Origin of the sequence: Tolypothrix sp. PCC 7712, from assembly GCF_025860405.1 — a bacterium.
Taxonomy (GTDB): Bacteria; Cyanobacteriota; Cyanobacteriia; order Cyanobacteriales; family Nostocaceae; genus Aulosira; species Aulosira diplosiphon.
This window is the reverse complement of the sequence record NZ_CP063785.1, coordinates 1,952,294-1,966,451: the sequence shown is the minus strand read 5'-3', so window position 1 is coordinate 1,966,451 and position 14,158 is coordinate 1,952,294. Positions and strand designations below refer to the sequence as shown.

Sequence of the window (14,158 nt, the reverse complement as noted above, 5' to 3'; positions counted from 1 at the left end):
AATCATCCAATAGATTTGATTTGCCCAAAAGCAAACGCCTATGACTGAGAAGATTGTTAAAAATCTTTAAGCGTCATAGGCAATTATAGCATTGCTGCTATGCTAGGCAAGCATCTTCAGGTTGTTACTGGGCAAGTTCAGTGAAAACGCCAATCTTGCGGAATTTTTCGTAGCGCAATTGACGGCGTTCAGAAGCTGTTAAACGATTGAGTTCGTCGAGATTTTCCAAGAGAGCTTGTTTGAGAGTTGTAGCGGCTTCTATGGGGTCAGAGTGAGCACCACCAACTGGTTCTGGCAAGATTTGGTCAATAATACCCAAGTTTTTCAGGTCATGGGAAATAATTTTGAGAGCAGTAGCAGCTTGTGGGGCTTTAGTAGCATCTTTCCACAAAATAGCAGCACAGGCTTCCGGAGTCGCAACTGTGTAAACAGAGTGTTCAAACATCATTAAGCGATCGCCTACACCAATACCAAGTGCGCCGCCAGAACCGCCCTCACCAATTACCGTGCAGATAATAGGCACGTCCAAGCAGAACATTTCGCGTAAATTGTAAGCGATCGCCTCTCCTTGCCCTTGATGTTCGGCTTCTACCCCAGACCAAGCTCCCGGTGTATCGATGAAGGTTAAAATCGGCATTGAAAATTTGTTGGCGTGTTCCATCAACCGCAGTGCTTTGCGGTAGCCGCCAGGGTAGGGCATACCAAAATTACGAGCAATATTGTCTTTGGTATCCCGGCCTTTTTGATGGCCCAACATCACTACAGGCTGTCCGCCCAAACGACCAACACCACCCACCAAAGCCGGATCGTCACCGCCACAGCGATCGCCATGTAACTCCATCCATTCATCACTAATTGCTTGAATGTAATCGAGAGTACTAGGGCGGCGGGGATGACGAGCAACTTGCAATCGCTGGGATGGCGATAGACTAGTAAAAATTTCCTCACGCAGTTGCATAGCGCGTGCTTCTAGCTGGCGGATTTGACCAGAAACATCCACACCATTTTCTTCTGCGAGTTGGCGAATTTGATCGATTCGGGTTGCGAGTTCTGCTAGCGGCTTTTCAAAATCTAACAGTAGCGGTTTACGCTCGGTAGTTGCCATAGTTAGGGATTAGGATTAGGGATCGGGTATAGGGTATTGAATATGGGGGGTTGAAAATTGGGGATTAGGAACTGGATAATGGATATAAGAAATCGGGAATTGAAAATTGGGGATTTTTGATATCAAGGTTCTGAAGATTGGGGCATCAAGACGAGAGATGGGGTCTGGCTAATTTCCCTTGTCTCCTCGTTATGCTCTTTCCAGTCCCCAACCCCCAGTTCCCAATCACTAAACTAGCAGTGGTCTAAATCCATGCTTAACTGAAACCTGACCAATCTGCTCCATTTTGTCTACGGTAATCTGATTCCGCCCCCAAGAAAAGTTCGTGTATAACTTCTCAAATTCCAGCAGCATCGATTCCGCAAAACAAGCAAACAATTGACGTGCTGGCACCTCCATATTGACTATTTTCATAATTTTCCAGTCAATGTCGAGAGAATGCTCTACAATCCCACCATTTAGCACATATACGCCAGGATGCTGAATCTTTGTCCCTAAATTTTTAGGATAACCACCATCAATCAACAAACAGGGTTGTTTCAATACAGTCGGGTCTATTTCTACGCCTTTAGGCATACTAGCAACCCAAACCACAATATCAGCTTGGGGTAGTGCTTCCTCTAAAGACAAGATTTTTCCCCGTCCCAGTTCACCTTGCAAATTATGGAGACGTTCTTGGTTACGGGCTATTAACAGTAGTTCTTTGACATCTGTTTTCGCATCTAGCCAACGAGTAACAGCGCTACCAATATCACCAGTTGCGCCACAGACAGCTACAGTCGCTTTGTTTAATTCAATTCCTAATTGTTTTGAAGCCTGTTCCACCTGCCGACAAATGATATAGGCAGTATGCGTATTGCCTGTAGTAAAGCGTTCAAACTCTAGTTTAATATTCCGGACTTGGCTAAACTGCTCCAAGTTAAAGTTTTCAAAAATGATGGAAGAAAACCCACCTAAAGCTGTGATATTAATGCCATGCTTTTGAGCATGGGCCATAGCATTAAGTACTTTGCGGGTTGCGGCTTTAATCCGGCGATTTGCTAGCATCTCAGGCAAGAAGCAAGATTCTACATACTGCCCTTCTATTTTCTGTCCCGTGACGCTAGTGACAGTAATCTTATCAACAATTTGCGGTGGGGCACTGCACCAAAAATCTAGCCCTTGATCGGCATATTCTGGGTATCCCAATTCTTTGGCTACCGCTTGAGCGTGTTCCAAACTAGTCAGATGTCCAATTAGACCAAACATGTATTGATATTTAAGCGCGTGCTGCGTCGAAAACGTGGAATCATAACCAAATTTTGGATACATAGAATGATGCGAGATTTCTGGAACAGCGTTGTTACCAAGACTTTTTCTGTGAAATCTCCTATCTAAAATCCAAAATTGTTATGGGTGGGTTAAGAGGGAATAACTTACTCTTAAAAATACTACACAAAGCGTAAGCAGCATTAAAAGTATGAAGTGTGAAGTATGAAGTTGAGAATTTCATCCTTCATCCTTCACCCTTCCATCCTTTTTAAGCGGCTACAAGTCCGTAAGCTGATAAGCGCATGATGTCACGAGTAGTGAAGCCGATATTACTTAATGCTTCACCGTACTGAATCATGAAATCTTCAACCAAGGCATCTTTTTCCATTGCTAACACTTGGGCATCATCTGCTACTTGGTTGAGCATTTTCCAAACTAGAGGAAGGTTTTGACGATTTGCCTCTTCTAACTCAGTTTTAGATGCCTCAAAGTTATCTTTTAACCAAACTTCGCCAAAATTGAGATGGCTGTATTCATCTTTGACTACACCCTCAGTAATTTTACGTGCGAAATCATCTGCCACAGGAATATAGATGTTGTATGCTGCTATAGCAAAACATTCAATAATTAAAGACTGAATTAGCAAGCAAGTAACTACTTTTCCTTCTGCGGCTGCTTTTTGGAAATTACCGTGTAGCCCCGAGAAAAACTCCTTAGCAAATTGTAGATCTGGCTCTACCTGTAAATTGCGTCCACAAGCTTCAAATCCTTTCTTATGGCGACTTTCCATTTTGGAAAGACGAATCAAGTCTTCTTTATGTTGCGGCAGCAGTTGGGCCAGTTGAATGTAATTTTCATAGGCTTCTTGTTCACCTTCAATTACGATCGCATTGATGCGGCTGTAAGCATCTTTGTATTTTTCGCTTTGAAAATCTATTTCAGGTTGCTCTGTTATCTGCTGCATGTTATCTTTACCTCTGTAAAGGTGAATCATTTGATACCAAAAATAAATTTACCCTATGATTTTAGGGTAACTGTCACTGTGATTTAATTTAACTTAACAAGTCACTTGTTTATAGATTAGCTGTTACTGGGGGCGATGCTCTACAAATAGAAACATAAAAGCTTCAGAGCAAAACTCATGTCCAAACCACGCTGGAATCTAAAGTCTACCGATTTTTTAAGCTTAGGAGTATTACTGCTGGGGGCTTTTATCGTTTTGCTGCCCCTGTTTGTGGTTTTCCTTACCTCTTTTGCACCTGCTGGAGCAACACCGGAAGTTGTACCCAAAAATAGCTGGACTGTAGCTAATTACCGCGATGCATGGCAGCGTGGTAAATTTTTGTTGGCCTTTGCTAATTCTACTTTAGTAGCGATCGCAGTCACAGCATTTCAGATTGTGACTTCGGCTTTGGCAGGTTATGCCCTAGCACGTTTGAAATTTCGTGGCAGACAAGCTCTGTTATTGATTGTCTTAGCAACTTTGGTAATACCCTTTCAATTATTGGTGATTCCCATCTTCTTGGTATTGAAGTGGGGACATTTAATCAATACCTACGGCGCGTTAATTTTGCCAACGGCTGTCAACGGCTTTGGGATTTTCTTGTTACGTCAGTATTTCCAGACAATACCCGTAGAGTTGGAAGAAGCCGCGGCTATAGATGGGGCAAACAGGTTACAAATTTTGTGGCAAGTAATGTTGCCTTTAGCCCGCCCTGCTTTAGTAACGTTGTTTTTGTTCACCTTTATCGGTGAATGGAACGATTTATTCAAGCCCTTAGTATTTACCACAAGACCAGAATTAAGGACAGTGCAGCTAGCCTTAGCAGAATTTCAAGAGCAATTTACCAATAATTGGCCCTTAATGATGGCGGCTGTAACAATTGCAACTGTACCCGTGATGGTAATATTTCTCATCGGACAAAGACAGTTTATTCGCGGTATTGCGACGACGGGGATTAAGAATTAGGGGACTGGGGACTGGGGACTAGGGATTGGGAAAAAGCAGGGGGCAGAGGGCAGGGGTGATGAGGGGGATGAGGGAGAAATTTCTATTACCAATTACCAATTATCCATGACCCAATGCCCAATGACGGCAGTTGCTACAACGCGGGGAACCCGCGCAACGCACTGCCTCCCCAATGCCCCATTCCCCAGTTGCTAAGTGATTTCTTGAATTTGCAAACGCACAGTATGTTCAACAGTCCCACTTAGTTGCAATTCCATGATTTCGCCACCAAGGGGTTCTAAGTTACTGAGAAGCGATCGCAAATTTGGTGTACTTGCACCTGTATCTACATACAACCGATCTGCTAAGTTGCTAATGCGTTTCCAAGTCATGTATAACTTGGCAATGGTTTGTTCCATTTGGGATGCTTGATTAACTAAGTCAGCCGCTATGCTTAAACAGCCTACACGTTGCGCTTCTTCTAAGGCTGTTTCAATGTCTACTTCTGCTTGCGTTAAAGCTTGCACTTGAGCCGCAGATTTTAAGTATTTTGCCAAATAACGCGCTTCTGTAGTTACCTGTTTGAGGGTATCAACATCAGGGTTGGCAGCAATTTCTTTTTGTAAGTATTTTTGATGCGGTTCTGGCAGTTTTTCTAATTCCTTCACCAGGGGGGCGATGTAGCGCGGGGGAAGAGTGTTATCGGCTGCTTTCACCTTGACTGGTTCTGGTAGCAATTCCGAGGACATTGCTGTCCATTCGTCGCTGAGTTGACGTACTTCGCGCCGAGTGATGCGATCGCCTTTTTGGGCGGCTTCACTCACCATTTGTTGCACTTCCGGCGAAGCTTTGGAGGTTTCAACAAATGCCCGTTTACTAAAATTATTTACTGAACCTGGGTCAAGCTTGCCTTCTTCTAGGAGTGTATCAGCACTATTGGCTAACTGAATCCAGGCGTAAGCTTGACTTTTACTAATTTCTCGTTCTTTGAGCCATTTGAGGAACCCAGTCCCTCTACCATCACCGCCCTTTTTCTCGCGATCGCGAATCGCCCGCAAAATTCGCCCACGCCAGATTTCGGTTTGCAAATCAAAGCGATCGCACACCTGCCAAGCTACATCTAGCTGCTGTTGAAAATCTGACTCTGGAATCTGTTCGTCTTCTGGATCGGGTAGTTCAAAGGCAAGATCCGCTGGCTGTTGCAAAGCAGCAGCAATGTCGTTAATAGATTCGTTATATTCCACGACTGTAGCCGACTAGTGTATGCGTCGGCTTATTATGCCACAATCTGTGTGCTTTGGTAGTAAGATTGCGTCAAATTTCACCTAGTTCATTTGTATTAATTGCTGCTGTACATAGCTTTAGCCCCAATATTTAGGTGTAGATATTGAGGCGATCTCCCCCCTTGTAGAGACGCGATGAATCGCGTCTTCTTATCACCCCTGCATAAGCTGCAAATCGCCAGAGATATAGTAACTTGTAGCGTTCAATCAACAAACTAACTGCGACTTATGACCAAGCAAGTTGAAAATTATTGGTCAACTTCCATATTTCAAAAGCGATGGCAGAAAATTTACCAGCAAAAATAGCCTGCAATGCATAAAGCCTCAGAAATTTAGGTGTTATCTATACACAAAACTCATTTAGTGTCTACTCTCTTGGTAGGATACTGTCAATTAGGGGCAAGACCCCCCACCCATATAAACGCGAGGTTCAGCCTCAATAACTACTGCATTTTCAGTCTGAGATGGGAAATTTAATTTGGCTGCACCCTTCCAGGTGAGGCTACTCAGGCTTAATGCATATTGTTTGGAGAAAATTTTAACTTTTAAGTGAGGATAGATGATTTCATGACTACAAAAGCTATTTACAAACAATATTTCGCGCTTTTTTTTGCAGGAATTTTGAGTGCAGTGGCTTTAGGGGGTTCGGTATCTGTGCAAGCGCAAACAGAATCACAGCCTAGTTCTCCTCCTAAATTTACAAAATTCCAACCAGGCAAATTAAAAATACAAGGTAATGGCAACCCATTCAAACCTTCAAGAATGAGACAGTCAGAAAAACCAACTGGAGGTAGAAGAGGAATTCCTGATGGTGTAGACGATCGCATTCCGATGCTGAGTCGAGATTATCCTTGGTCTGCGATCGGTCGGGTACAAGGAACAACCACTGATGCCAAAAGTTACCACTGTACGGGTACTTTAATTGCTGATGACATAGTGTTGACAAATTCCCACTGTGTTATTGATCCAGAAACTCATCAACTCAGTAAAAAAATTCTATTTCTACCAAATGTCATCAATGGTGAAGTCAGCAATGAAAGAGATATCGCCACTGTAGAGCAAGTGATTTATGGCACAGACTTTACTGGTGATAGCACGATAAATCAGACTCATGACTGGGCAATTATGAAAATTGATAAGCCTCTTGGCCGCAAGTACGGCTATTTAGGATGGAAATCTCTCCCAGCCAGCGCATTGATCAAAAATAAGGAAAAATTATTCTTTGTCGGCTACTCTGGTGATTTTCCCAACCCGCAGAAGAAAGGTTATGAGTTCCTCTCTGCTGGTCAAGGCTGGACTGCCGGATTTCAAGCCGGATGCAGTATTGTCAAGGAGGAGGACGATGTATTATTTCATGATTGTGATACAGCTGGTGGTTCCTCTGGTGGGCCCATCATTGGTTTGATTGATGGACAACCATATATTGTGGCACTCAACAATGCTGAAATTAAAAACACCAGAACTCATCAAGATATCATCAACCTAGCCGTCAAAGTCTCTTTCCTAGATGAATTGGCAGGCAGTAAGTAAAGGTAAATGGAATTATCTTAAAATATTGCCGTATTCCCGACGTAAAGTCGGGAAGCTGACAAATTTCAGCCTTCAGCAATCATAAAAAACTATGATGTGATCGCCTGCAAATGTTGAGAAGGTAACTAATTTCAAACAAGTGACTTTTTATACCCCAAGCTCATTTGCGTGATTTGCGATTTTCAAATTTCACTTCGGCAGATTACATATTTATTTACTATGGCTCTGTAACATATTTGCATCCTCATACTTATTTATGCTTTATCCTTGATACTCGTGTCTAAAAATATAAGGAACTTTTAAGGAGTCATAATTATCTTACTTTGCTGTGCTTGTAAAATTCATCTGATGGCAGGTAAAGATAATTTGTGAAGGAAAAAAGCGACTCAAAATTAGTTTAATATATCTAGGTTGAAAATTACATAGTTACAGTCAAAGTCAGAGTTCTGGGCTAAAACACCTGAATGGTAAGTTGAACATTAGCTATATGTATTTACTTAAACTATAGCAATCCTGAATTGTTCGTGAGAAATACTGAGAGAAAAATCATTATTTTACAAGTAAGTATTAAGCTGATACGCACCTAAATCAAATATTCTGGCGTTAGGACTGTCAAGGGTCAAGAGTCCAGAGTCAAAGGCTAGTTTGGACTTTAGACTCTTGAATTTTGACAACCTGAGTGCGAAATATACAATTTAAATGCTTAACAGCTTACAGCCTTTCATTATTCTTACGTATCAATTAAGTTTGATACATATACTGGTAAATACAAAATATTACAACTCTTAATTTGATTTTTGCCAACTTCAACAAGTATTTATTCTCTGATTTGATATTTTTCTCATACTATTAATAGTCATATGCTGACAATACCAATTTTCACAATCAAATCAGATTGCTCGATCACAAATGTTGAAAAAAAAGATAAATCAGGTGCTAAATAATGTCACGATTACTTTGATATATAACAAATATTGGATACATCTTGGGAAGAATAGTTGACAGAATAATTAGAGGTGCTGATTTGTAAATTGTAAAACCTAAATGTTCAGTGTTCAGTGCTGAGTTTTTTATGGAGGAATGGGATTATATGGTAATCACGATCCAATTTGTTTGTTCTCTATATTTACCTCAATTCTGCTGATTGATCCTGCAGTCATAATTTGAATACCTATTCCCACAGCACTATGAAATACCAGGTATTAGAGCGGATTTTTAATCAACCTTCATTTCCACGTAAATTTGAACGCTTGGAACTCGATCATAATTTTCAGATTTTAGATAATTCTGAGCAAGTACACAAGTTTGCCGAGCGACCAGAAGAGGTGATTCAAGGAAAGGATATCCGGCTAAGTTTCCCTGAATTTATAGGCATGGAAGATATTTTGGTATCTATCCTTAAAGGAGAACAAGAATTATTTGAATTACCAGGAATTAGACGTTGCGTGGATAATAATTATGAAATATATATAGATATATATGTGATTAGCGAACAAGTCGACTTTAAATCTGCAAATCGTTTATTAATTCTGATTGAAGAAGTTACTGATAGATTAGCATTTGAACAGAAGTTAGCACAGAAATATCATGAAGCGAGTCTGCTATCAAGTACATTAATAGCATACAAGAATTACATGGAACAAGTTATTGGCTCAATGGCAGATGCCTTACTAGTAACAAGTAATTCGGGTAAAATCAAAAAAATTAATACAGCTACAAAAAAAATATTTGGTTTCACTGAAGCAGAATTAATAGGAAAATCAATTTCTCTGATAATAGATGATTATGCTTTATTCCAAAACGTTATCAAAAAATATTCATTATCGCACCATAAATCCTCAAATATCGAAGTTGTTTGTAGAACAAAAAAAAGAGAGAAGCTGTTAATAGCCTTTTCTTGTTCAGTTTTTCCTAATCATATAAGTAGCTTAGAAGATATTGTCTATATTGGTCGGGATATTACTGCCCGTCAGCGTCGAGAGCAGCGGATATGCGCTCAGTATGCTATTACCAGGATACTTTCAGAATCCCAAAGCATAAAGGAGGCAATGCCAAAAATATTGCAAGCTATTTGCCAAACTATAGGCTGGGATTTAGGAGAACTATGGACACCAAATCAATATATCAGTAGATCTATCAAACGGCATAGTAATCACGATATAGTCCTGAGATGTATAGAAATCTGGTCAAGTAGAGTAGTTTCTGTACGAGAATTTAAAGCGATTACTTGGCAAACTACTTATAAAACTGGTGTAGGTTTACCAGGTCGAATTTGGGCCAGACGTTCTCCAATTTGGATTAAGGATATTGCAGATGATGATGACTTGCTGCGATCGCAACCAGCTGCTAAATCTGGATTGCATGCGGCGTTTGGCTTTCCCATTGTAGATGACCATGAAATTTTAGGAGTAATGGTTTTTTTCAATAAAGAAGTGCTGCAAAAAGATATAGACTTCTTACAAATGATGGTTTCGATTGGTAACCAAATTGGTCATTTTATTAAATGCAAACAAACTGAAGCCGCTTTAGTAGAAAGTGAAGAAAGATATCGAGATTTATTTGAAAATGTTACCGATTTAATTCAGTCTGTAAATGCCTATGGTCGGTTTTTGTATGTCAATAAAGCCTGGCAAAAAACTCTAGGCTATAGCGAATCTGAAATTGCTAATCTGACTTTGTTTGATATTATTCATCCTGATTTCCACCAACGCAGCCGTCAAAAATTTTATAGCGTTATGTCAGGAGAAAAGCTTGCACAAGTCCAAACTGCATTTGTTACTAAGAATGGTCAAACAATATTTCTCGAAGGCAATATTAACTGTAAATTTGTGGAAGGGAAGGCAGTGGCAATTAGGGGTATTTTCCGCAATATTACTCAAAGGATATTAGCACAAGAAGCACTCTATAATCAAAAAGAACAAACTGAACGTTTATTAAGTAATATATCACCAGTAGACATTGCCATTCCCAGACCAGAAACAGGAGTAATTTCAAAAGATTTTGTTGAAGTTACAGTTTTGTTTGCAGATATCATTGGCTTAAGCGAAATTGCTACTTCTATGAGTGCAATGCAATTAGTGAGCTTACTCAATCCCATTTTTTCTGCTTTTGATAGTCTGAGTGAACGTTATAGTCTTCAGAAGATTCAGGGGATTAATGATGCTTATATAGTAATAGCTGGATTGCCAATGCAACGTACAGATCATGCTCAAGCGATCGCACATATGGCTTTGGATATGCAAACTGCGATCGCCTTATTTAATAGCGAGCATCACCAAAACTTTAACATCCGGATCGGTATCCATACCGGCCCCTTAATTGTCAGTATGATGCAGGTACAAAAATTCGACTATCATCGTTGGGGAGAAACCGTACAGCTTTCTAGCTGTATGGAATTACAGGGAATACCCGGGCAGATTCAAGTATCACAAATTACTTATGAGCGTTTATATAATGACTTTTTTTTAGAAAAGCGGGGTGAAATTGAAATTGTAGGAAAAGGTTTTATGAGCGCTTATCTTTTACTCGGGCGAAAATAATTATATCTTAGATATGATTCTTATAGATAGTCATTCTATGTATGACTAACTTGATAATAAAATTAGCAAAATAACTATTTAATTTCACTTAATCTTGGCTTTAATTTGTTGATTGGCAAGATTTTCTTCTTCATTAGTTTTACTTTGTTTCTCCGAGTTTAAATTAATTTCGTATAGCAATCTACCAACAAATAGCGCTAGAGGAATACTTAAGATTACCCAAAGGCAAACAATAATTACCAATGTAGAAATCATCAGAATAAAAATAAATAAATTTTGTCAAGTTCAAGATAGCACACTCATCGAGAAAAGACCCTGCTATGACAGATGTAATCCAATATGAGATGTTGTTGCGAGTCTTAGAAGCAAAAGCTCTAAGCAGAATCTTATACTTTAATCTGCTGTAATTCTCCCAATAATAGTTATAGTCCACAGCCAGGAAGAGAAAAACTCCTTTGCCAAGTTTGTTTTTCTCCGTATTTATTGAGAGATTCTCCTTTCCGAATCGGGCATTCTTATGCTAGCCTATCGTTTGTGAATGGAAAGTCTTCCTTGAGCTAAATTCAAAAAGCTTATTCTGCCATCAGTATTTATAGACTTGCCTACAATTATTTGTTGAAAAACTCAAGCAACTTCAAAGGGTTTATTGGCTGAATTCATATTAACGGTAAGCTATACTATCTCATTTTAAGGCTAAGAGGTTGTTTGAAAAGTGATTGGCTGTAATTTTAAGCACTTATGGGTTCCCCCAACCCTCCTTGAAAAGGGAGCCACAATGCTCTTGGTGGGTATTCAATAGTAATTTCTAGCTTTGCGCGATCGCTAGCTAGCTGGAAGCTCTAATATAGTACATTTGCACTATTTATATAACCTCTAGGTAGGTTATTGCTTTCCTCCATTTTGAGGTGGTAAATTTCCAGGGTTTATTCAATATTTATCTTCAGCTATTTGTTCCAGCAAAATTGGGCAGACTAAATCATCAGCAAAGTGCAAAATCGTACAAAGATCAGGGTAACTCTACCAATTTTGTTGAATAAATTGAAATTTTAAAACGTAAAACCTACAACCTGTATCTTAAACAGTAATCACCCACGATTTTTGGACATTGGAGCCAAATTTTCTATGCCAGATCCCAACATTGGTCGCCTACTTAGCAAACGCTACCAGCTGCAAGAGTTAATTGGTACTGGAGCAATGGGCCGAGTTTATCGTGCTAAGGATGTTTTGTTGGGAGGAGTACCTGTAGCAGTGAAGTTCCTAGCTTTGTCAATTCAAAATGAAAAAATGCGATTGCAAGAACGTTTTGAACGTGAAGCTAAAACTTGTGCCTTACTAGGACAAAAAAGTATTCATATTGTCCGAGTGATGGATTATGGCTTAGACGACAAGAACACACCGTTCTATGTCATGGAATATCTACAAGGAGAAAGTTTAAGCAATATTATTCGCCTACAAAATCTGTCTGTACCAAGATTTTTGAGTATGGCGCGTCAGATTTGTTTGGGGTTACAATGCGCCCATGATGGCATTCTGGTTGATGGTCATATCTATCCAATTATCCATCGCGATATTAAGCCCAGTAATATGTTGGTGCTTCAAGATGCTAGCTTTGGAGAATTGGTGAAGGTTCTCGATTTTGGGATTGCCAAGTTACTCCAATCAGATGGTAATGTTACTAACTACTATTTAGGTACTTTGGCTTATTCTTCTCCAGAGCAAATGGAGGGTAAAGAATTAGACAACCGCTCCGATATTTATAGTTTGGGCGTGATGATGTTTGAAATGCTCACAGGCAAAATGCCGTTGGTACCAACGACTTCCTCATTTGGAGCATGGTATAAAGTGCATCGTCATCAAGAGCCAATTGCTTTTGCAGAAGCAGCGCCAGCTTTACAATTACCGAAGGTGCTGGAGGATTTAGTCAAGAATTGCCTTGCTAAAGCACCAAGCGATCGCCCGCAAAATATCAGTGAAATCCTCAATATTTTATCAGATATTGAACACCATTTTCATACGCGTCTGTCTTTACCACAAACTGATGCGGTGGCTGATGTGACGACGGCTAAATCTGAGTCTGAGTTACAAACAAAAGGTAATTCCCAAATATCTGGCGCAGTTAGTGAAATTCCTGCCATCTATTCTTGGCCTAAAAATAAACCAATTGCCGATATTGTGTTCCCCCAAGCCATCCGCACTAATGCTGGGGTTGTACCTTCGCTATGGGTGATGCTACCGCAAGAGGAAATTCAAAAGCGCTTAGTTTGTAAACGCTACAATCAATTTTTATTTATTACTGTTCCCCATCCTATGGCTCTGTGGATTACAGTACTCTACAATCGTCAACATGGTGCTAAATGGTTACCTTACTACCTAGATCTCAAAACTAATCTGGGTCAAGAAATAGCCAATCTCATGGGGCAAACAGGTTCTTATCGCTTGTTATTTTTTGCTAGGGAATTACCAGGTAGCTGTTCTCACATGCTAGTTTCTACTATAGCGCCAGCCCAATGCCAAAAGCTGCTGGAGTGGGTCAACAGCAGTCAAGTTATGGTTTCTTCGGCTGAACCGCAAATGAGTAAAACGCTTCTTAAACGCGAGTACGAAAAAATTAAGCCGATGATTCTGGCAAAGCTAGAAGGAATGAATACTAGCTCCTGATTTGACATTTCTAGCTAAATAATTTGTAATTTACATAACTTATGTATTATTAAAAGTACTGCAAATAATTATGTTAACTTTTGTTAATAAAAATCTATATATAGTTGTAAGTTGTATTTAGAAAAAATATAATGGGCTACGGTAAGACTTGGAGAATCGAATTTTGTATGAATATCTACAAAAAATACATTGTAGTATTTACAAAGTGAAGTGGATTCTCAAGAAGTATAGATAAGTATGCTTATTGGTAGCTGACAGTAAATTAGCTGCGCTAAGGTTCATAGTGAATTTAGCCTCAAGGCTCCAATAAATTGTCTTTGTGTTGTCAAGTTTAGAGATTGCCTATCGAAGTTGACGCCCCTGCATCCCCAGCTCCTTTCCTCCTTGGAACCGAGCAAGAGAAGGAGGTCGCCCACTGCGACATTAGAAAAGAATCTATGCCAAAGTGGAGCCTGAATCTAAGCCCCATTGGTGCTTAAGTAACTCTTGGTAGGTTGCTTCACGTACTACCATTTGCTCATACAGCTTAACTAAAAAGTCTTTAGCTTGGTCATGGCTCATGTGCTGTACTTGAGTAGCGAAAGAGCGGATGCTGAATTGTTGTTCTAAGGATAATTCGATTGGGTTACTCATATTTAACTCCAAAAAGAAACGCGTAAAGGTTATGTTTGTTTAGGTTGCAGAAGCTGTAAAAGTAAAATCCTTGGGACTGGAGTTCGTTACACTTTTGTTCTTCTGATATTAAGAAAGATAACAATTGTTTGACGAATTGCCCACCCCTAATGGATTGATTTTGCCCACTAACTTATGGGTTAGTTTTTGGTTGGCTGATATACAACCTAAG

The 14,158-nt window shown here is 39.8% G+C and carries 10 protein-coding genes; 4 read left to right on the top strand and 6 right to left on the bottom strand.

Annotated features, from left to right (window positions below; translation table 11 throughout):
• Positions 1 to 124: 124 nt before the first annotated feature.
• The 3 genes from HGR01_RS07945 to HGR01_RS07935 form a co-directional block, all read right to left on the bottom strand.
• The gene (locus tag HGR01_RS07945) at positions 125 to 1,105 is read right to left on the bottom strand and encodes an acetyl-CoA carboxylase carboxyltransferase subunit alpha (protein WP_045869007.1); all 981 of its coding nucleotides are present in this window, start codon (positions 1,103 to 1,105) and stop codon (positions 125 to 127) included.
• 228 nt (positions 1,106 to 1,333) lie between these two features.
• Positions 1,334 to 2,353: a long-chain acyl-[acyl-carrier-protein] reductase gene (locus HGR01_RS07940; protein WP_045869008.1), complete on the bottom strand. Its 1,020-nt coding sequence runs from the start codon at positions 2,351 to 2,353 to the stop codon at positions 1,334 to 1,336.
• A 271-nt stretch (positions 2,354 to 2,624) separates the two neighbouring features.
• The gene (locus HGR01_RS07935) at positions 2,625 to 3,320 is read right to left on the bottom strand and encodes an aldehyde oxygenase (deformylating) (RefSeq protein ID WP_045869009.1); all 696 of its coding nucleotides are present in this window, start codon (positions 3,318 to 3,320) and stop codon (positions 2,625 to 2,627) included.
• 177 nt (positions 3,321 to 3,497) lie between these two features.
• Between HGR01_RS07935 and HGR01_RS07930 the strand changes: the two genes are divergently transcribed.
• Entirely contained in the window at positions 3,498 to 4,325 is an 828-nt protein-coding gene (locus HGR01_RS07930; RefSeq protein ID WP_045869010.1) for a carbohydrate ABC transporter permease, read from the top strand.
• 191 nt (positions 4,326 to 4,516) lie between these two features.
• Here the strand turns inward: HGR01_RS07930 and HGR01_RS07925 are convergent, their stop codons facing one another.
• On the bottom strand, positions 4,517 to 5,548 hold the full coding sequence (locus tag HGR01_RS07925) for a hypothetical protein (protein WP_045869011.1): 1,032 nt from the start codon (positions 5,546 to 5,548) through the stop codon (positions 4,517 to 4,519).
• Between the two features lie 606 nt (positions 5,549 to 6,154).
• Here HGR01_RS07925 and HGR01_RS07920 point away from each other — a divergent pair.
• Complete coding sequence (locus HGR01_RS07920) at positions 6,155 to 7,117, top strand: trypsin-like serine peptidase (protein WP_045869012.1); 963 nt, start codon at positions 6,155 to 6,157, stop codon at positions 7,115 to 7,117.
• 1,187 nt (positions 7,118 to 8,304) lie between these two features.
• Positions 8,305 to 10,656, top strand: coding sequence for an adenylate/guanylate cyclase domain-containing protein (locus tag HGR01_RS07915; protein WP_045869013.1), 2,352 nt, complete (start codon positions 8,305 to 8,307; stop codon positions 10,654 to 10,656).
• Positions 10,657 to 10,740: 84 nt separating this feature from the next.
• Here the strand turns inward: HGR01_RS07915 and HGR01_RS07910 are convergent, their stop codons facing one another.
• Positions 10,741 to 10,911: a transmembrane 9 family protein gene (locus tag HGR01_RS07910; protein ID WP_168160948.1), complete on the bottom strand. Its 171-nt coding sequence runs from the start codon at positions 10,909 to 10,911 to the stop codon at positions 10,741 to 10,743.
• Between the two features lie 867 nt (positions 10,912 to 11,778).
• Between HGR01_RS07910 and HGR01_RS07905 the strand changes: the two genes are divergently transcribed.
• On the top strand, positions 11,779 to 13,314 hold the full coding sequence (locus HGR01_RS07905) for a serine/threonine protein kinase (RefSeq protein ID WP_045869014.1): 1,536 nt from the start codon (positions 11,779 to 11,781) through the stop codon (positions 13,312 to 13,314).
• Positions 13,315 to 13,749: 435 nt separating this feature from the next.
• Here HGR01_RS07905 and HGR01_RS07900 read toward each other — a convergent pair whose 3' ends face one another.
• Positions 13,750 to 13,947 (bottom strand): NblA/ycf18 family protein, encoded by a 198-nt coding sequence (locus HGR01_RS07900; protein WP_045869015.1) that lies wholly within the window; start codon positions 13,945 to 13,947, stop codon positions 13,750 to 13,752.
• Between the last annotated feature and the right edge of the window lie 211 nt (positions 13,948 to 14,158).

Coding starts and splice junctions, on each gene's coding strand:
- HGR01_RS07915 (WP_045869013.1), top strand. CDS start 8,305: ATGAAATACCAGGTATTAGAGCGGATTTTTAATCAACCTTCATTTCCA.
- HGR01_RS07900 (WP_045869015.1), bottom strand. CDS start 13,947: ATGAGTAACCCAATCGAATTATCCTTAGAACAACAATTCAGCATCCGC.
- HGR01_RS07940 (WP_045869008.1), bottom strand. CDS start 2,353: ATGTTTGGTCTAATTGGACATCTGACTAGTTTGGAACACGCTCAAGCG.
- HGR01_RS07935 (WP_045869009.1), bottom strand. CDS start 3,320: ATGCAGCAGATAACAGAGCAACCTGAAATAGATTTTCAAAGCGAAAAA.
- HGR01_RS07920 (WP_045869012.1), top strand. CDS start 6,155: ATGACTACAAAAGCTATTTACAAACAATATTTCGCGCTTTTTTTTGCA.
- HGR01_RS07930 (WP_045869010.1), top strand. CDS start 3,498: ATGTCCAAACCACGCTGGAATCTAAAGTCTACCGATTTTTTAAGCTTA.
- HGR01_RS07910 (WP_168160948.1), bottom strand. CDS start 10,911: ATGATTTCTACATTGGTAATTATTGTTTGCCTTTGGGTAATCTTAAGT.
- HGR01_RS07945 (WP_045869007.1), bottom strand. CDS start 1,105: ATGGCAACTACCGAGCGTAAACCGCTACTGTTAGATTTTGAAAAGCCG.
- HGR01_RS07905 (WP_045869014.1), top strand. CDS start 11,779: ATGCCAGATCCCAACATTGGTCGCCTACTTAGCAAACGCTACCAGCTG.